General features: G+C 71.0%; 18 protein-coding genes. 14 read left to right on the top strand and 4 right to left on the bottom strand.

The features are described 5' to 3' along the window. Positions 1 to 107: 107 nt before the first annotated feature. The 4 genes from KF837_21570 to KF837_21555 all read left to right on the top strand — a co-directional run bounded on the left by KF837_21570 (position 108) and on the right by KF837_21555 (position 3,370). Positions 108 to 806, top strand: a complete 699-nt coding sequence (locus KF837_21570) for a metallophosphoesterase family protein (GenBank protein MBX3229924.1) — start codon at positions 108 to 110, stop codon at positions 804 to 806. A 159-nt stretch (positions 807 to 965) separates the two neighbouring features. Beyond that, positions 966 to 1,406, top strand: coding sequence for a hypothetical protein (locus KF837_21565; protein MBX3229923.1), 441 nt, complete (start codon positions 966 to 968; stop codon positions 1,404 to 1,406). 17 nt (positions 1,407 to 1,423) lie between these two features. Then, positions 1,424 to 2,470: a tetratricopeptide repeat protein gene (locus KF837_21560; protein ID MBX3229922.1), complete on the top strand. Its 1,047-nt coding sequence runs from the start codon at positions 1,424 to 1,426 to the stop codon at positions 2,468 to 2,470. Between the two features lie 72 nt (positions 2,471 to 2,542). After that, a complete protein-coding gene (locus KF837_21555) occupies positions 2,543 to 3,370 on the top strand; it encodes a DUF2652 domain-containing protein (protein ID MBX3229921.1) in 828 nt (275 codons plus the stop codon). Here the strand turns inward: KF837_21555 and KF837_21550 are convergent. Next, positions 3,351 to 4,163 carry a carbon-nitrogen hydrolase family protein gene (locus KF837_21550; protein MBX3229920.1) on the bottom strand — a complete coding sequence of 271 codons (813 nt, stop codon included), beginning with the start codon at positions 4,161 to 4,163 and terminating at the stop codon, positions 3,351 to 3,353. The two genes, KF837_21555 and KF837_21550, sit on opposite strands and share 20 nt — an antisense overlap. A gap of 37 nt (positions 4,164 to 4,200) precedes the next feature. Between KF837_21550 and KF837_21545 the strand changes: the two genes are divergently transcribed. Next, a complete protein-coding gene (locus KF837_21545) occupies positions 4,201 to 4,977 on the top strand; it encodes a hypothetical protein (GenBank protein MBX3229919.1) in 777 nt (258 codons plus the stop codon). Further along, positions 4,974 to 5,954 (top strand): pyridoxal-phosphate dependent enzyme, encoded by a 981-nt coding sequence (locus tag KF837_21540; GenBank protein MBX3229918.1) that lies wholly within the window; start codon positions 4,974 to 4,976, stop codon positions 5,952 to 5,954. The genes KF837_21545 and KF837_21540 overlap by 4 nt, the downstream gene beginning before the upstream one ends. Before the next feature lie 5 nt (positions 5,955 to 5,959). Here the strand turns inward: KF837_21540 and KF837_21535 are convergent, their stop codons facing one another. Further along, complete coding sequence (locus tag KF837_21535; GenBank protein ID MBX3229917.1) at positions 5,960 to 7,732, bottom strand: long-chain fatty acid--CoA ligase; 1,773 nt, start codon at positions 7,730 to 7,732, stop codon at positions 5,960 to 5,962. Positions 7,733 to 7,795: 63 nt separating this feature from the next. Then, positions 7,796 to 8,719 carry a LysR family transcriptional regulator gene (locus KF837_21530; protein MBX3229916.1) on the bottom strand — a complete coding sequence of 308 codons (924 nt, stop codon included), beginning with the start codon at positions 8,717 to 8,719 and terminating at the stop codon, positions 7,796 to 7,798. 78 nt (positions 8,720 to 8,797) lie between these two features. On the opposite strand from KF837_21530, the gene KF837_21525 reads away from it, so the two are divergent. From KF837_21525 to KF837_21505, 5 genes are all read left to right on the top strand, one after another. Further along, positions 8,798 to 9,643: an alpha/beta fold hydrolase gene (locus KF837_21525; GenBank protein ID MBX3229915.1), complete on the top strand. Its 846-nt coding sequence runs from the start codon at positions 8,798 to 8,800 to the stop codon at positions 9,641 to 9,643. Between the two features lie 12 nt (positions 9,644 to 9,655). Then, positions 9,656 to 10,579, top strand: coding sequence for a hypothetical protein (locus KF837_21520; GenBank protein MBX3229914.1), 924 nt, complete (start codon positions 9,656 to 9,658; stop codon positions 10,577 to 10,579). A gap of 58 nt (positions 10,580 to 10,637) precedes the next feature. After that, positions 10,638 to 12,020 (top strand): tRNA (N6-isopentenyl adenosine(37)-C2)-methylthiotransferase MiaB, encoded by a 1,383-nt coding sequence (gene miaB / locus KF837_21515; protein ID MBX3229913.1) that lies wholly within the window; start codon positions 10,638 to 10,640, stop codon positions 12,018 to 12,020. A 179-nt stretch (positions 12,021 to 12,199) separates the two neighbouring features. Then, positions 12,200 to 12,748: a gamma carbonic anhydrase family protein gene (locus KF837_21510; GenBank protein MBX3229912.1), complete on the top strand. Its 549-nt coding sequence runs from the start codon at positions 12,200 to 12,202 to the stop codon at positions 12,746 to 12,748. 166 nt (positions 12,749 to 12,914) lie between these two features. Then, positions 12,915 to 13,376, top strand: coding sequence for a hypothetical protein (locus KF837_21505; GenBank protein MBX3229911.1), 462 nt, complete (start codon positions 12,915 to 12,917; stop codon positions 13,374 to 13,376). Here the strand turns inward: KF837_21505 and KF837_21500 are convergent. Continuing rightward, on the bottom strand, positions 13,363 to 13,668 hold the full coding sequence (locus KF837_21500; protein MBX3229910.1) for a septal ring lytic transglycosylase RlpA family protein: 306 nt from the start codon (positions 13,666 to 13,668) through the stop codon (positions 13,363 to 13,365). The two genes, KF837_21505 and KF837_21500, sit on opposite strands and share 14 nt — an antisense overlap. A gap of 400 nt (positions 13,669 to 14,068) precedes the next feature. On the opposite strand from KF837_21500, the gene KF837_21495 reads away from it, so the two are divergent. The 3 genes from KF837_21495 to KF837_21485 form a co-directional block, all read left to right on the top strand. After that, positions 14,069 to 14,734 (top strand): sigma-70 family RNA polymerase sigma factor, encoded by a 666-nt coding sequence (locus tag KF837_21495; protein ID MBX3229909.1) that lies wholly within the window; start codon positions 14,069 to 14,071, stop codon positions 14,732 to 14,734. 36 nt (positions 14,735 to 14,770) lie between these two features. Continuing rightward, positions 14,771 to 15,586 (top strand): hypothetical protein, encoded by an 816-nt coding sequence (locus KF837_21490; GenBank protein ID MBX3229908.1) that lies wholly within the window; start codon positions 14,771 to 14,773, stop codon positions 15,584 to 15,586. Next, positions 15,586 to 17,533 (top strand): hypothetical protein (locus KF837_21485; GenBank protein ID MBX3229907.1); only part of this gene is annotated, 1,948 nt, incomplete at its 3' end. The genes KF837_21490 and KF837_21485, both read left to right, overlap by 1 nt.

Here is a 17,533-nt window from a genome sequence, read left to right as displayed (position 1 = left end):
TCACGACGAACGGGGGCTTCGCCCCCCTCGCCCCCCATTTCCCACCACGGCGAAGGGGGTTTGGAGGGCTTTGCCCAGCGCGCTAAGCTGCGGCCGCTCCGATGCTGATGCTCTGCGTCTCCGACATTCACGGGAACCTCGACGCGCTGCGCGCCGTGCTCGCCACCGCGGAGCGCCGGTCGTTCCACAAGCTGCTCGTCGCGGGCGACATCGTGTTCCCGGGGCCGGAGCCGCTCGAGACGTGGCGCCGCCTCACCGCCGCGGGCGCGGTGATGGTGCAGGGCGTCTCGGACAAGGCGCTCGCCACGCTCGACCCGAGCTCGCTCCACCCCCGCAGCGAGCACGAGCGCGTGATGCTCGAGCGCATGAAGCAGGTCCGCGCCGAGCTCGGCGACCTCGTGCTCGAGCGCATCCGCCGGCTCCCGACCCATCAGCGCGTCCCGCTCGAGGACGGCGGCGAGCTCGTCCTCGTGCACGGCTCTCCGCTGCACCCCGACGAGGCGCTCACGTTCGACATGACGGACGAGGAGATCGACGCAGAGCTCGGCGACGATTGCGGCGACGTCGTCGTCTGCGGCATGAGCCACACCCCGTTCCAGCGCGACATCGGCGGCGTCCGCGTCGTGAACGTCGGCAGCATCGGCGAAGCCCCCGACGGCCTCAAGCAGCCCCTCTCGTACGGAGGCGACGATCACCCCCAGGTCGCCCACGCCACCTGGATCGAGTCGACCCCGCAAGGCGTCCTCATCGAGCCCATCACCGTCCCCCTCGACCCGCCCGCCCGCCACCTCCGCGCCGCTTACTGAGGTCCTTAGAGGCTGACGCTACCGCGCGCTCAACGCCGACGGCGACGGCGACGGCGACCCAACCCTCCCAGTCGAAAGCGAGCGCGCGGCGTGCAGGGGCGCAGCCCCTGCGTTGACAGAAAGTGGCGAAGCCACGATCCGACTTGCGACGATCGTCATGTGACGAACGCACGTCGTGGGCCCGGGCTTGCTCGTACGCGTCAGCCGCCGCTCGTCGAGCGCAACGGCTCGATGATCCGCACCACCGAAGGGCGTTGGCGCGAGCTCTTCGCGAACGCCGACGCGATGAGCGAGGGCGCGCCGCGGGACGAGGACGACGAGCGCGTCTGGTACGGGTCGACGAGCCTGATCCTCGAGCTTCCTGTGGAAACCTCGTTGGAAGATCGTGCAGAGCTGCTCGCGATCGCGCGAAAAGACGTGCATGCGCACGTGCATGCGGTTCGGTATGCGCATCGTGAAGCGGCGAGCCGCGCGCCCGGGATGCTCGGTCGCGTGGCGTGCGAGCTTCACTTTGCGGACGATCCGCGCGGGTTGAGGATTGACGTCGACGTCCAGGCGCCTTTGATAGAGCGCCGGAGGGTCACGAGGACTCTGCCATGAACCTCGTCATCGACGGCATGCCGACCTCGAAGAAGCAAAAGGGCAACACCAAGGGCGGGCAGAAGAAGCCGGACGCGAAGAAGGGTGGCCAGGTCATCCACGTCGCGTTCGGTCCCGGCGGCGGGCGCATCCAGCACGCCGAGCCGGTGGCGCCGCCGGCGCCCGAGCCCACTCCTCCCCCGCCGAGCACGGGCGAGCCCGTCACCGACGTGTTCTCCCCGCGTGAGGTCGCGAAGCTCCTCGGCGTCACGGTCGCGCGCCTCCGGAACCTCGACAAGTCGAACGTCGTCTCGCCGAGCGCCACGCGCAACGGCCGCAAGGCGTACACGTTCCAGGACCTCATCGCGCTCCGCGCCACGCGCGGGCTCCTCGATCAGAACATCCGCCTCAAGGACGTCGTCCAGGCGATCGGCGCGCTCCGCCGCGCGCTCCCCCGCGTCACGCGCCCGCTCCAGGAGCTCCGCATCGTCTCCGACGGACGCAAGGTCGTCGTGAAGGCGGAGGACGGCGCGTTCGAGCCGGTGAGCGGACAGATGGTGCTCGACTTCCGCGTCGACGGCCTCCGCGACGACGTCGTGCGCGTGCTGCGGCAAGAGCCCGACGGCCTCCGCGCCCGCTCCGCCTACGACTTCTACATGCGCGCGAGCGCGCTCGACGAAGACCCCACCTCCTTCGATCAAGCCGAGGAGCTCTACAAGAAGGCGACCGAGCTCGATCCGAACCTCGCCATCGCGTACACGAACCTCGGCAACATCCGCTTCCGCCGCGGCGACGAGGCCGGCGCGGAGCAGCTCTACCGCAAGGCCCTCGCGATCGACGAGCGCCAGCCCGAGGCGCACTACAACCTCGGCTACGTGATGCTCGAGCGCGGCTATGCGTCGCGGGCCGTCACCTACTTCGAAGCTGCGATCAAGACGGACCCGCGCTTCGCCGACGCCCACTTCAACCTCGCGATGGCCTACGAGGCCCTCGCCGACAAGGCCCGCGCGCGCGTCCACTGGAAGCGCTACCTCGAGCTCGAGCCCACCGGCACCTGGGCCGACATCGCACGCGACCACTTGTAACGGTGATACGCTCACCGCGTGAGTGAGCGGGCACTCCTCGTGATCGCCGACATCGGCGGGTACACGAAGTTCATGAAGCTTCATCGCGTGAACCTCGCGCACGCGCAGGTCATCATCGCGACGTTGCTCGAGGCCGTCATCGACGGCGCGGAGCCGAAGCTGAAGCTCGCGAAGCTCGAGGGCGACGCCGCCTTCTTCTACGCGAAGCTCCCCCAGCAGCAGAGCGACAAGGACGCGCTCGCGCAGTTCGCGAGCATCGCGGGCCGCATCCGCCGCGCCTTCCTCGAGAAGCAGGCCGAGTTCGAGTCCGACCGCCTCTGCAACTGCGACAGCTGCGTGCAAGCCGCGCAGCTCACGCTGAAGTTCGTCGCCCACGTCGGCGAGGTCGCCTTCCAGCGCATCAAGCGCCTCACCGAGCTCGCGGGCGTCGACGTCATCTTCGTCCACCGCCTCCTCAAGAACAACGTGCCGATCCCCGAGTACATGCTCATGAGCGAGCCGGTGTTCGAGCGGCTCGATCCGGACCTCAAGCCGCTCGGCAAGGAGAGCAAGGAGGACCTCGAGGGCCTCGGCGAGGTGAAGACGATCTACATCGACTTCACCGAGATCGCGAAGGAGCGCCCCGAGATCGTGCAGCGCTCGTTCTTCCAGAAGCTCTCGGCGTGGTTCAAGCTCACGCTCCGCGCGATCCCGTTCTTCGCGAACAAGCGGAAGTCGTGCGAAGGCTTCCGCAACTTCCCCGGCATCGAGCCGCCGCCCGACTCGCTCGTCCTGCCGGCCGGCGTCCCGTCGATGACGCCGCCGTCGATGATCGTCGAGTCCGACGACAAGCTCTCCGTCGCCCCGCCGACGAAGCCGTCCGAAGACCTGCCCGCGGCGACTAAAGCCGACGGTGCGTGAGGCACGGCAGCGACGCGCGCACGCGGTCCTGCGCCGCGAAGTCGAGCGTCGCGGCGGCCCAGCCCTCGCCCTCCGCCGCTTGCGCGAGGACGTCGCCCCACGGATCGACGATGAGGCTCTTGCCGTAGGTCTGCCGGTTCCGCGGATGCCGCCCGTGCTGCGCCGGCGCGAGGACGAAGACTTGGTTTTCGATCGCGCGCGCGCGGAGCAGGACGTGCCAGTGGTCCTTCCCCGTCGTGAGCGTGAACGCCGCCGGCACCGTGACGATGCGGACGCCTTCGCTCGCGAGGCGGCGATAGAGCTCGGGGAACCGGAGGTCGTAGCAGATCGTCATCCCGAGCTTCCGCTCCGGTTCGAGCGTCGCCACGTTGGGCTCGCTCCCGGCCGAGGTCGCGCCGCTCTCGAGGAGCTTCGTGCCGTCGGGGAGGTCGACGTCGAAGAGATGGATCTTCCGGTAGCGCGCGACGACGGCGCCCTCGGGCGAGACGAGGAGCGACGTGTTGAACGGGCGCGCGGGGTCCGCCGTCTTCTCCGGCATCCCGCCCGCGACGAGCCAGACGCCGCTCGCGCGCGCCGCCTCCACGATCGCCTTCGTGATCGGCCCCTGACTCCCCTCCTCCGTGCTCTCCGCGATCTCCCGTTTGTGCGACTCCTCCCCCATGAACGCGAAGTTCTCCGGCAGCGCGATGAGCGTCGCGCCCGCGCGCGCCGCCTCCGCGACGAGCGCCGTCGCGCGCTCGAGGTTCTTCCGCACATCGTCCTGGCTCGAGAGCTGGATCACCGCCGCACGCATCCTCCGATCATAGCCGCGGATCGCGTAGGCTTGGGGTGTGCGTCGCGTCGCCGTGCTCGTCGTCGTCTCCGCGTGCGGCCTCGACCTCCAGGGTCCGACGCCCGTCGCGTCCGACGCCGGCCGCCCGTCGTCGACCTCGTCGTCTTCGTCGTCCTCGACCTCGAGCACCGGCGGCGCGTCGACCACCAACGCGAGCGCGCCCTTCTGCAGCACCGTGCGCGCCACGAAGTGCCTCGACTTCGACGCGCCGGCGGCCTCGCCCTTCGGCTTCGACCTCCTCTCGCAGAGCGGAGACTGGTGGAAGGCCTCCGTCGCCGGCGGCGCGTTCGCGATCGACGTCTCCGACACGAGGCAGGGGCAGAACGACCATGGCGGGCACGGCACCGTCCACCTCGTCGATTACCCCGCGAAGACGACGATGACGCTGGAGCTCGACTTCGTCGTCGACACGATCGCGATGGAGTACGCCGTCATCGCGGGCTTCGTCATCCGCGGCGAGGACTGCGCCGCGACGCTCGGGCTCGCCGTCGACGCGACGAACAACCTCAAGCTCGTCGGCGGCGCGCGGCCCACCGACGTCGGGACGTTCGAGCCGAAGCGCCGCCACCACCTGCTCCTCGAGAGCTCGGCGCCGCCGAACGCACGGGGAGTCACCACCCTCACCGTCGACGGCCGGGCGCTCGGCGACGTCCCCGTCACGTTCGCGCCGAGCTGCGACGTCGCCGATGCCTACGTCGGCGCCTTCTACACGAGCCAGCGCACGAGCGAGACGATCGGCCTCCGCTACGACAACGTCGTCGTCCGAATACGATGATCGATCGCGCGTTCTTCGACGCCGCCCGCGCCCGCGTGCGCGACCGCATCCTCACGACGCGCGTCGTCGACGTCGTCCCCGGCGTCGTGCCGGCGGGCGCCGGCGCGGAGGTCACGCCCGCGGTCGACGATCGGCTCGACGCGCCGCTGCGGCTGAAGCTCGAGTGCCTCCAGGTGACGGGCTCGTTCAAGGCGCGCGGCGCGCTGAACCGCGTCCTCGCGCTCCCGCCCGAGGTCGCTGCGCGCGGGATCGTCACCGCGTCGGGCGGCAACCACGGGCTCGCGGTCGCGTTCGCGGGGCACGCGGTCGGGACGCCGACGACGGTCTACCTCCCGAACCACACCTCGGCGGAGAAGGCGCGGCGGATCGAGCGCTGGGGCGCGACGGTCGTGCGCGCCGGCGACGTCTGGGACGACGCCCACGCCGCCGCGATCGCGCGCGCCGAGCGCGACGGCCTCACCTACGTGCACCCGTTCGCCGATCCCGACGTCGTCGCGGGCCAAGGCACGATCGCGCTCGAGCTCTTCGAGCAGGCGCCCGACACCGACGCGCTCGTCGTCGCGATCGGCGGCGGGGGCCTCGTCGCCGGCGCCGGCAAGGCCGCGCGCCTCCTCCGCCCGGGCCTCCGTATCGTCGGCGTCGAGCCCGCCGGCGCGCCGACGCTCTACGAGTCGCTGCGGGCGAACGACGTGATCGAGCTCCCCGCGATCGCGACGAAGGCGGGCACGCTCGCGCCGCGACGATCGGAGCGGTACACGTTCGAGATCGTGCGCGAGGTGGTGGACGAGATCGTGCTCGTCACCGACGACGAGATGCGCGACGCCGCGCGCTGGCTGCTCGCGAACGTCGGGGTCGGCGTCGAGCTCTCGGGCGCGGCCGCCGTCGCGGCGGTGCTCGCGCGCCGCGCCCCGCTCGCCGGCGCGCGCCGTCCCTGCGCGCTCGTGTGCGGCGCCGGGACCGACGCGGTGCCGACCTGAGCGGCTTACGCCGCCTTCTCCTTCTTCTTCTCGTAGAGCGACTCGATCACGTCTTTGTACTTGTCGGTGACCTGCCGCCGCTTGACCTTGAGGCTCGGGGTGAGGAGCCCGTTCTCGGTCGTGAAGTCGTCGCCGATGAGCGCGAAGTCCTTCACGCCCTCGAAGCCCTTGAACTTCTCGCCGTAGGTGTCGATCTCCTTCTTCATGAGGCCACGCACCTTCGTGTGGGCGAGGAGCTTGTCGGGGTCCGACTCGCCGAGGCCGTTGTCGGAGGCCCACTTCTTCAGCGCGTCGACGTTCGCGACGACGAGCGCGACGTTGTACGGCTTGTTGTCGCCGTAGACCATGCAGTTGAGGACGAGCGGCGAGAGCTTGAGCTGCTCCTCGAGCGGCGTCGGCACGACGTACTTGCCGTTCTCGAGCTTGTACTGCTCCTTGAGGCGGCCGGTGATGAAGAGGAAGCCGTCCTTGTCGATGCGCCCCATGTCGCCGGTCTTGAAGCCGCCGTCGGCGGTGCGCACGGCCGCGTTCTCGTCGGGGCGGTTGTGGTAGCCCTTCATCACGTTCGGGCCGTGGACGACGATCTCGCCGTCGTCCGAGATCGACACGGAGACGCCCGGGATCGCCTTGCCGACGCTGCCGATCTTGCGGTTGTTCGGCCAGTTCGCGGTCGCGATCGGCGACGTCTCCGAGAGGCCGTAGCCCTCGTAGACCGTGACGCCGAGGGAGTCGATGAACTCGGCGACCTCGGTCGAGATCGCCGCGCCGCCGCTGAACGCGTACTTCAGCTGACCGCCGAACCGCGCGCGCACCTTCGAGAAGACGACCTTGTCGGTGATCGCGAGGACGAGCCCTTCGACGACGCCGACCTCCTCGCCTTTGCGCTGCTTCGCCCGCGACGCGAGCGCGGACTTCACCATGTTCTGGATGATCGGCGGTTTGCTCGAGATCTGCTTCTGCACCGCGGCGTACAGCTTGTTGAAGATGCGCGGGACGCTGAAGAGCAGCGTCGGCTTCGTCTCGGCGAGGTTGTCGAGGATCTTCTCGACGCTCTCGGCGATCGCCATGCTCGCGCCCATCGAGAGGAGCCCGTGCAGCTCCACCGTCTGCCCGAACACGTGCGCCCACGGCAGGAACGAGAGCGACCGGTCCATCGGGCTCATCGGGAAGACGGCGTGCATCGCGCTCACGTTCGACGCGATGTTCGTGTGCGAGAGGATGACGCCCTTCGGGTTGCCGGTCGTGCCGCTCGTGTAGATGAAGCCGGCGGTGTCCTCCGGATCGGGCTTGATCGAGGGGACCTTCTTCGCCGTCGCGCGGAGCTCCTTGAACGACTTCACCTTGTCCGTCGTCTTCGTCGCCGGGTCCATCGACACGACGTGCTGCACCGACGGGATCGCGCCCTCGAGCGCGAGGAGCTTGTCCGTGATCCCGTCCGTCGCGGCGAGGACGATCTTGGCGTCGCAGTCCTTGATGATGAACTCCCAGTCCTTCGCGGTCTGGGCCTCGTACATCGGGACGAACGCGGCCCCGAGCCCGTAGCAGGCGTAGGCGGCGATCGCCCACTCCGGCCGGTTGTTCGCGATGCAGACGACGCGATCGCCGCGACCGACCCCGAGCGAGGAGAGGCCGGCGCGGAACCCGTCCACCGCCTTCCCGAACTCCAGGTACGTCATCCAGCTCCAGGTCCCGTCCTTCTTCGTGCCGAAGAGCGGGTTGTCCGGATACGTCTTGACGGCGTCCGTGAAGATGTCGACCAGCGTCTCGAATTTGGCCATGGCGCCCCGAGGATACCGCCGATGCGCCGGACGTACGACCTCGTTCGACGGCTCAGCCGCGCGTCAGCCGCGCGCGACCTCCATCGCCATGATCTCCTTCACGAGCTCGACGAAGACGCGAGATTTGCGCGGAGGGGTCGCGGTGCCCGCCTGCGCGTAGAGCACGTAGATCGGGACGCCTCCGTGGCGCGGGTGATCGCACGACCAGGGCGCCATCACCTCCACGAGGGCGCCGCGCGCGAGCTCGTCCTTGATCAGCCACTTCGTCGTGCGCACGAGGCCCATGCCCGCGACCGCGAGCTGCCCCGCGAACGTCGCGCTCGACGTCTCCACCACGCCTTCGATGCCGACCCGCTCCTTGCGCGCGCCGCGATGGAAGGTCCAGTCGGTGGGGCCGAGGTGAGGGCCCACCGTGATGCAGTCGTGCTTCGCGAGATCGCGCGGGCGGCGCGGGACGCCGCGGCGCTCGAGGTAGGCCGGGCTCGCGACGAGGACGATGGGGATGCGGCCGAGGAGCAGGGCGCGGAGCGAGCTCTCCGGCGGGCGTCCGACGCGGATGGCGAGGTCGAAGCCTCCTTGCACGAGCGCCACGTTGCGGTCCGAGAGATCGATCGCGAGGCGGAGCTCCGGGTGCCGCGCGCGGAACGCGGGGAGGTGCGGCGCGAGGAGCCGCTCCCCGACCGAGACCGGCATCGCGACGCGGAGGTGTCCGCGCGGGACCGCGCCGCGCAGCTCCGCGAGCGCGTCGTGCGCCGCCCGGCTCGCCGCGACGAGCGCCTCCGCGTGCGTGCGGTACAGCGCGCCCGCCTCGGTGAGGTGGAGGCTCCGCGTCGTCCGCGTGAACAGCTGCGAGCCGAGGTGCGCCTCGAGCCCGGCGATGACGCGCGAGAGCGAGGACGCGCTCCGGCCGAGCGCGCGCGCGGCGCCGGTGAAGCCGTTCGAGCGGACGACCTGGAGGAACACGTTCGCCGATTCGAGCTCGTTCATCGGATTGATGCAGATCCTGCAAAGGTGTTTTTCGATTATGCCACTCGATCGCTTGACAGTGTCTGCTACCTCGATCGTATGGACGTCGAGATCACCGCGAACGACGGATACGCCCTCGCCGCGCGCCTCTTCCCCGCGGAGCGACCGATCGGCGCGGTGCTCGTCGTCGGGGCGATGGGGGTGTCGCAGCGGTTCTACGAGCCGCTCGCCGAGCGCCTCGCCGAGCGCGGCTTCACCACGATGACCTTCGACTTCCGCGGGATCGGGGCGTCGCGGCGGGGGTCGCTCGCCGATCTCGACGCCGACATCGTGCGCGACTGGGCGGAGCGCGACACCGCCGCCGCGCTCGACGCGCTCGCCGAGCGCGCGGGCGGCCTGCCGATCACGTGGCTCGGGCACAGCCTCGGCGGCCAGATCGTGCCCTTCGTCCCGAACCGCGCGATCGCGGACAAGATCGTCACGGTGGCGACCGGGAGCGGCTACTGGCGCGAGAACGCGGCCCCGACGCGGCGCAAGGTGTGGCTCTTCTGGTTCGGCGCGGTGCCGCTCGCGACGCCGCTCTTCGGCTACTTCCCGGGGCGGAAGCTCGGGATGGTGGGCGACCTCCCGCGCGGCGTCATCGAGCAGTGGCGGCGCTGGTGCCTCGATCGCGACTACGCGGTGGGGGCGGAGCCGCGCGCCTCGACGCTCTTCGCCGACGTGAAGACGCCGATCACGTCGCTCTCGTTCACCGACGACGAGATGATGTCGGAGAAGAACGTGGCGTCGATCCACGGCTTCTACACGAGCGCCCCGAAGGACATGCGCCGCTTCGAGCCGCACGACCTCGGCGTGAAACGCGTCGGGCACTTCGGCTTCTTCCGGCGGGAGATGGCCCCGCTCTGGGACGACCATCTCGTCGATGAGCTCGCGCGCGCTTCGTGATACGCCGCCTGGATGGCACCGTACGCCGAGGAGCTCGCCGCGGTCCGCCGCGAAGAGACGGAGGCGCACGGCCGCCTGACGCACGACCTGCGCGTCGCGTTCGCGACGTGCGCCGCCTGCGCGCGGACGCTGCCGCTCGCGATCGATCCGATCGAGCAGCCGCCGTACGCGTCGCTCGACGCGCTCGTCGCCTCCGCGACGCGGCTCGCGGCGGAGATCGCGATCGAGCTCGCGCGCGAGACGTGCCCCGACTGCGACGCGACGCTCGCGCTCGATCACGTCGCCTACCACGCGTACCACGCGACGCTCCGGCGCGACCTCGTCGTCCGCTGGCGGCAAGGACGCGCGCCGGAGCTGTTCGCCTGGGACTTCGCGCGCGCCCCCACGCCGTGGACGCCGAGCGCCGAAGAGGCGGAGCGCCTCGTGCGCGACGCGGCCTTCCGCGCGGACCGGATGGCGATCGAGGTGTACCTGTTCGTGAACGACGAGGAGGTCGCGAGCTTCCACCTCGGCCCCGAGCCCAAGCTCGCGCACGTCGTCTTCGACGGCGCGCTCCACCTCCTCTTGAACGAGATGATCGAGCCCGGCGGCGCGGCGCTCGAGCTCCGGATCGGCGACGTGCTCGGGATCGAGGTCGCGCACCCCGAGGCGTCCGGCCGCCGCCCCGCTCCGCCCCCGCCCCGCGGCGGGGCCGCCGCCTCGGCGGGACCGCGCTTCGAGGTCACGATCAACGGCGGCGTCGTCGCGACGGTCGGCAACCCCGGCGGCGGCGACCTCGCGGTCGAGCTCTCGCTCCACGATCGCGACGAGGCGGTCGCGATCGCGCTGAACGCGACCGGCGAAGGCGCGCGCGCGTGGGCGCTGCCGCGCCTGCGTCCCGGCGATACGGCGGCCGTGACCGTGCTCGGCGCCGGACCGATCGACGAGCCTCGATGACGGTGCTAGAGACGCCGCGGTGTCGGGCAAATACCTGGTCCACACGTTCGGCTGCCAGATGAACGCGCACGACTCCGACCGGATGGCGGAGGTGCTCGAGGCGCACGGCTGGACGACGGCGGCGTCGGTCGACGAGGCCGACCTCGTCGTGCTCAACACGTGCAGCGTCCGCGAGAAGGCGGAGCAGAAGCTGCGGAGCGAGGTCGGCAAGCTCGCGCGCTACAAGGAGGCGAAGCGCGGAGGGATGGTCCTCGCCGTCGCCGGCTGCGTCGCGCAGCAAGAGGGCGAGAAGCTCCTCGCGCGCGTGAAGCACCTCGATCTCGTGGTCGGCCCCGACAACCTCGCGGAGCTGCCGCGCCTCGTCGCCGATCAGATCGCAGGCGCGCCGCCGCGCGCGCACACGGTCTTCGACGTCGACACGCCGCGCTTCCTCGCCGCCGCGCCCGCGCCCGGCGCCGCGCCCGTCAGCGCGTTCATCACGACGATGAAGGGCTGCGACGAGCGCTGCTCCTTCTGCATCGTGCCGTACACGCGCGGCCCCGAGCGCTACCGGCCCGCGGGCGAGATCCTCGCCGAGGCCGAGCGCTGGGTCGCCGCCGGCGCGCGCGAGATCACGCTCCTCGGTCAGACGGTGGACAGCTACCGCGACGCGAGCCTGCCGCCGCCGGCGTCGGACGATCCGGACGAGAGCCAGTTCCCTTCCCTCCTCCGCCTCCTCGCGCGCGTGCCGGGGCTCCGGCGCGTCCGCTACACGAGCCCGCACCCGCGCCACCTCACGCCGGCGCTCGTCGACGCGCATCGCGAGCTCGACGTGCTCGCGCGCCACGTCCACATGCCGGTCCAGTCCGGGAGCGACCGGATGCTCAAGCGGATGATCCGCCGCTATACGCGTGCAGAATACACCGAACGCGTGCGCCGCCTCCAGGGCGCGCGCCCCGATCTCACCGTGTCGACCGACGTCATCGTCGGCTTCCCCGGCGAGACGGAGGCGGACTTCCGCCAGACGCTGGAGCTCGTCGAGGAGATCGGCTTCACCGGCCTCTTCGGCTTCAAGTATTCGCCGCGCCCGTTCACGCCGGCGCTCAAGCTCACGGACGACGTCACGGAGGAGGAGAAGAGCGAGCGCCTCGCGCGCCTGTTCGAGCTCTCGGAGGCGCTCGGGAAGGCGCACCTCGCTCGCCTCGTCGGCACCACCGCGTCCGTCCTCGTCGAGGGCCGCGGCAAGACGGGGGCCTGGGAGGGGCGGACCGATCGCAACGAGATCGTCCACGTCGACGCCGGCGACGAGCGCGATCTCTCCGGCGAGGTCGTCGCCGTCACGATCACGGACGCGTTCAAGCACTCGCTCGCCGGCGAGCCCACCGCCGAGGCGCTCCGCGCGCTCCCTGCACCAGGGCCGCACGTCATCCGGCCGCTGCGACGCCGCCTTCCTCTTGTCTAGTCGAGAGGGGCTCTGCCCCTCTCGAGCTCTCCCCGCCGGGGCCGGTCGCGCGAAGACGCGCTCCACGCCCCGGACCCCCCGAGAGGGTTGGCCTGAGGGGGTGGGCGCGAAGACGCGCTCTACGCGCCGGACCCCGAGAGGGTGTCCTGAGGGGGTGGGCGCTGGGCTATATAGCGGCCATGCCGATCTACTCCCTTAACGGCGTCATGCCTCAGCTCCACCCAAGCGTGTGGATCGCACCGAACGCGACCGTCATCGGCGACGTCGTCATCGGCGAAGGCTCGAGCGTGTGGTTCGGCGCCGTCCTCCGCGGCGACGTGTTCCCGATCCGGATCGGCGCGCGGACGAACGTGCAGGACAACGCCGTCGTCCACGTGACGAACGGCCGCGCCGCGACGACGATCGGCGACGACGTGACGATCGGGCACTCGGCCATCATCCACGGCTGCACGGTGGGGAACCGCTGCCTCGTCGGAATGGGCAGCACGGTCCTTGACAACGCCGTCATCGAGGAGGACGTCTTCGTCGCAGCTGGCTCCCTCGTCCCCCCCGGCGCGCGGATCGAGTCGGGTGGCATGGCGATTGGTCGTCCGGCGAAGCGCGTTCGTCCGCTGAACGACATGGATCGTATGGAGGTCGCCGGTGCGGCCGCGCTCTATGTGCAATATGCACAAGACCATCGGCTGGGGCTGTGCGACGTGACCGAGCAGCTGAAGCAGAAAAAATAGTGACCGAAGTTAGCTCCCGTTAACGCGAATGGACCTAGGTTGTACCTGCGTGGGACAGGACGATCAGCGCGTCCGCCGCATCAAACAATACGTGTTGGCGCGGCTGCGAGAGGAGCTAGCTCTTGCCCCGAGGGGGGCTCAGGCGAGGCTGGCGAAGCGTCTCGGCGTGTCCGGCGCTCATCTCAGCAACATGCTGTCGACCACGCCGACGCGGCAGCCGGGCGAGGACTTCCGCCGTAAAGTGGCCGCGCATTGGGGGGTCTCGTACGCGCAGCTCGAGGCGCTCGCGCTCGGCGAGGACATGCCGTCGTCGTTCCCCTCGTCCCCGCCGGCCTCGGGACCGATCGAGAGCCTCCCCCCGAACCTCGCGCGCGCCGCGGCGGAGTACAGCTGGATGCACGAGCTCCCGCACGAGATGCGCGTGATCGTCCGCGAGCAGGCCCGCCAGCACTTCGTCTACTCGCGCGAGGACCTCACGCGCGCCGAGTGGCAGCGCGTCCTCACCGGCCTCGAGCGTGAAGCGCTCGCGTTCCTGGCGAGCCGATCGCAGACGACGCCGCCCCCGTCGCGTCAGGCCGCGACGCCGAAGAAGCGCCGCGCGACCGAGCCCAGCCTCAAGGTCCGCTGACGACGCGCACCTCGACGCGAACGACCCCGCGTCGCACCATGTCGAGCTCCTCCGCCGCGCGCCGCGACAGATCGATGATGCGTCCCGCGACGTGAGGCCCACGATCGTTGATCCGAACGCGCACCGTCGCCCCCGTGTCGACGCGCCGGACCTCGACCCACGTCCCGAGCTTCAGCGTCCGATGCGCCGCCGTGAACCCCTGCGGATCGAACCGCTCCCCGCTCGCCGTCTTCCGCCCCGCGAGCGCCTGCCCATACCAGCTCGCCTCCCCAACCTGGCCCCCCGCCCGCACCGACGCATCACTAGCCCCCCGCCCACACCCCCCAAGCACAACCAACACCACAAATAAGAACCGACAAATCACGGGCCATCCGGGGCCCCAGAAGCGGCCGCGCAAGCGGGCGCGAAGCGCCCCGAGCGCGCAGCGCGAGGGCCGTGTCTGGGGTGGGGGTGTCGGGGGCGAAGCCCCCGACGTTGACAAGCCTGACCGTAACACTCGGGCCGAACGTTACGCCTGTTACGCCGACTGTTACGCACTGTTACGGCGCGTGACGGCGACGCCTTCCCTGGGATTTCCGCAATTTGCGCCGGGAGGCGGCGGGCTCGACCGCTGGCACGTCGGGTGCTCCTGAGGTCATCGCCGGACGAGAGACCCGGCGCTTAGTTACGGACGAGACGCGGAGCCACTCATCATGAATACGGTCACCGAGAGCGGAATCTTTCCCAAGCTTTCTTCCGAGGTCGTCGCTTCCCTTGCCTCTGCTTCCGATCGCTTCGCTTCCGACGAAGACCTCGTCGCTGGAATGCTCGCCAACGAGCGCGCCGCCTGGAGCGCCTTCCAGGCTCGCTTCGATCGCTTGATCCTTCGCTGCATCACCAAGGTGACGCGGCGCTTCGCTTCGATCGTCTCCGCCGACGACGTCCGCGAGATCTACGCCACGCTTTACGTCTCCTTGCTTGCTTCGGACATGCACAAGCTTCGCTCCTTCGACCCCGCCCGCGGGAACCGCTTCTCTTCCTGGATTGGCTTGCTCGCGATCAACGCCGCTTACGACTACCTTCGCTCGCTCAAGCGCGAGCCGCAGAAAGAGTGCATCTCGGAGGCGCTGGACCTCGTCTGCGAGCTGCCCGATCCCTTCGAGCTCACCTGCGAGCACGAGCGCGCGAAGATCGCGCAGAACACGCTCGCGGAGTTCAGCGACAAGGACCGCACCTTCGCCGCGCTCTACTTCGGCGAGGGCCTCGACCCGCAGCTCATCGCCGACCGGATGAACATCAGCGTGAAGACGGTCTACTCGAAGAAGCACAAGATCCAGTCGCGCCTCGAGTCGGTGCTGTCCCGTCGCATCGCGGCGTGACCTGACTTTCCGCGCTGGAGCTGGTAAGCAGGAGTCGTGCGTTTCGCGCGGCTCCTGTTTGCGTTGGGCGTCCTCGGCGCGTGCGACTCCCAGTTCGGAGACACGCCGGCCACGATCGTGGTCCCGCAGCCCGAGGGGAAGGACGCGCGCATCCGCGAGATCGCGGACCCCGACAGCGAGATGAAGGTGGCCCACGGCACGCCGGTCGCGGTGAGCGGCGCGGTCGTCGTCGCGGTCGACGCCTACGACGAGACGAAGGACGGACGGAGCACCGGCACGATCTACATCGCCGACCTCGGCTCGCAGGAGCCGTACTCCGGGATCAGCCTCTTCAATCCGTCGTTCGTCCCCGGCAACCTGCGCGTCGGCGCCGGCGACACGCTCGACCTCCGCGGCACGTACCAGGAGAACACCGAGGTCCCGCTCAAGTTCGCGGACGGCACCGCGCTCGTGCAGATCGCGAGCCCCATCGCCTACTTCCGGTACGAGGCCAACACCCCTCCGCCGGTCGAGATCGACATCGAGGACCTCGAGACCTACGAGACCGGCCGCAAGTGGCTCAACATGATCGTGACGGTGAAGAACGTCACCGTCCGCCGCGACATGACGAGCGACCCGGCGTCGGGTCGCAACTCGGCGGGGCTCCTCGACGACAAGCCCCCGCCGGAGGGCCTGGAGCGAAACGCCTGCACGCCCTTTCCGACCGCGCCCCAGCTCGTGAACGAGCTCATGGACCTCAAGCCGCTCGAGATCACGAAGGACACGAAGCTCAAGTCGCTCACCGGCATCGTCACGTTCTTCTGCAACCTCCACATCGCTCCGCGGACGCCGGCCGACATCGTCAAGGACTGATGCTCGGAGCGCGCGCGGGCCTCGGACGCATCACCTTCACGGCGTGCGTCGCGCTCGCGGCCGCGTGCGGTCCGCCCTCCCCCGCCGAGAACGCGCGCCACCCCGCGCACCCCGACGTGCGCTTCGCGAGCGGGAGGCCGCCCGTCGTCGTCGTCGGACGCGAGGGCGATCCCGCCGCCGCGATCGCGGTCGCGGTCACGACCACCGGCGTCGGCTGGGACGGCGCGGGCGACGATCCGGAGCCGCCGACCGCGCTCGCCGCGCTCGTCGAGACGCGGCTCCGCGCGCGCGCGATCGACGTCGCCGTCGTCCCGGCGTGGGACGGGTTCCGCGCGTCGGCGCTCGTCTCCGGCGAAGCGGAGGGCGTTCGCGTCGCGGACGCGATCCGCGACGCGCTCTCCGCGCCGATCACCGACGTCGACCTCGGGCCCGCGCGGAGGAAGCTCGCCGCGCTCGGGCAGCGGCCGCTCCACGACAAGTCGCTCGAACGTTACGCGCGCTGCGTCGGCGAGCCGTGGGGGATCCCGGAGCGGACGAAGGACTACGAGGCCGTCGACGCCGCGCGGCTCGAGCGGTGGCGCGCGGGCGCGTTCGGGCTCAGCCGCGTCGCCCTCGCCGCGACCGGGCGCGCCGCGATCGGCGAGGCGGTCGCGCGCGCGATCCTGAGCGGACCGGCGTGGAAGATCGGCGCGCCGATCGGGACGCGGAGCGAGCCCGCCGAGACGATCGTCGACGCCTACGAAGGCCTCGACGCCGCGTCCCCGCCCGGGGTCTTCGTCACGCTCGACGTCGGCCCGAGCAGCGCGGCGATCGCGGCGGCGGAGGCGCTCGGCGATCCGAAGGGCCCGCTCGCGGCGCGCCTCGCCGAGCTCGATCCGCCGTTCCGCGTGCGCGAGGTCACCGGCGCGGCGCACGCGCGCGGCGGCTGCGCGGGGATCCTCCTCGAGGCGACGACGAGCTCGACTACCTCCTCGAGCGTCGCGGACGCGGCCGCGCTCGTGAAGCTCGAGGCGTCGGCGCGGCTCGCCGAGCTCGGGCCTACCCCCGCCGACGGGCGCGTCGTCGCGCGGCGATCGGGCGACGCGCGCGAGGCGGCGGAGCGCGCGGCGTGGTGGGCGCTCGTCGATCAAGGCGCGCCGCCGAAGCCGGCCGGCGGCTCCGTCACGCTCGTGCTCCCGTCGAAGCGCGGGACGAAAGAAGACGCGTCGGCGGTCCTGCGCGACTCGCTCTCGGCCGCGGTGACGAAGGCGACCGCGGCGTGGACGCAGCCGGTGGTGGAGGCGAAGACGCGCGTCGAGGCGGGTCAGGGCGAGGCGTGGGTCCTCGTCGGATCGCCGTGCGGCGCCGACGGCGAGACCGACGCGGAGGCTGGCCTCAGCGCGATCTTCGCGAGCGCGGCGGCGGACATGGCGACGTCGGCGCGCGGCGCGGCCGACGTCGCGATCGAGCCGTGGGTCGCGATCGACGGCGTCGGTCTCCTCGCGCACGGAGCCCCGCGCGCGAACGAGCCGCCCGCCTCCCTCGCGCGGCGCCTCGCCGACGTCGCGACGCGCGCGCTCGCCGCGGAGCCGATCGACGGACGCAACATCAGCCGCGCGCGCGCGGACCTCCTGCGCCGCGACGCGAAGGACGACGGACCCGTCATCGCGCTCCTCGCGTCGCAGCTCGCGCCGACCCACTCGTCGTGGATCGATCCGTGGGGATCGAGCGAGCCGATCGCGCGCTCGTCCGACGCGTCGGTCCTCGCCCGCGCGCAGTCGCTCCGCGCGGGGCCGCTCCGCGTCGCGGTCCTCGCGAACGCGGACGCTTCGCAGGCCGAGGCCGCGGTGCGCGCCGCCGATCGCTGGGTCGCGCGCCGCGCCGGAGAGCCGCGCGTGTGCCGCGCGCCGGCCGCCGCGCAGCCGCCGCGTCCGGGCACGTACCTCGCGCCGCTGCGTCCGGGCGCGA

The organism is Labilithrix sp., assembly GCA_019637155.1.
GTDB lineage: Bacteria > Myxococcota_A > Polyangia > Polyangiales > Polyangiaceae > Labilithrix.
The sequence above is the reverse complement of the archived record's forward strand: the minus strand, read 5'-3'. Positions and strand labels throughout refer to the sequence as shown.

Excerpts from the sequence above, each read along its gene's own strand:
- KF837_21570 (MBX3229924.1), top strand. The coding sequence starts at position 108 with ATGCTCTGCGTCTCCGACATTCACGGGAACCTCGACGCGCTGCGCGCC.
- KF837_21560 (MBX3229922.1), top strand. The coding sequence starts at position 1,424 with ATGCCGACCTCGAAGAAGCAAAAGGGCAACACCAAGGGCGGGCAGAAG.
- KF837_21555 (MBX3229921.1), top strand. The coding sequence starts at position 2,543 with ATGAAGCTTCATCGCGTGAACCTCGCGCACGCGCAGGTCATCATCGCG.
- KF837_21550 (MBX3229920.1), bottom strand. The coding sequence starts at position 4,163 with ATGCGTGCGGCGGTGATCCAGCTCTCGAGCCAGGACGATGTGCGGAAG.
- KF837_21540 (MBX3229918.1), top strand. The coding sequence starts at position 4,974 with ATGATCGATCGCGCGTTCTTCGACGCCGCCCGCGCCCGCGTGCGCGAC.
- KF837_21535 (MBX3229917.1), bottom strand. The coding sequence starts at position 7,732 with ATGGCCAAATTCGAGACGCTGGTCGACATCTTCACGGACGCCGTCAAG.
- KF837_21530 (MBX3229916.1), bottom strand. The coding sequence starts at position 8,719 with ATGAACGAGCTCGAATCGGCGAACGTGTTCCTCCAGGTCGTCCGCTCG.
- KF837_21525 (MBX3229915.1), top strand. The coding sequence starts at position 8,798 with ATGGACGTCGAGATCACCGCGAACGACGGATACGCCCTCGCCGCGCGC.
- KF837_21520 (MBX3229914.1), top strand. The coding sequence starts at position 9,656 with ATGGCACCGTACGCCGAGGAGCTCGCCGCGGTCCGCCGCGAAGAGACG.
- miaB (MBX3229913.1), top strand. The coding sequence starts at position 10,638 with ATGAACGCGCACGACTCCGACCGGATGGCGGAGGTGCTCGAGGCGCAC.
- KF837_21510 (MBX3229912.1), top strand. The coding sequence starts at position 12,200 with ATGCCGATCTACTCCCTTAACGGCGTCATGCCTCAGCTCCACCCAAGC.
- KF837_21495 (MBX3229909.1), top strand. The coding sequence starts at position 14,069 with ATGAATACGGTCACCGAGAGCGGAATCTTTCCCAAGCTTTCTTCCGAG.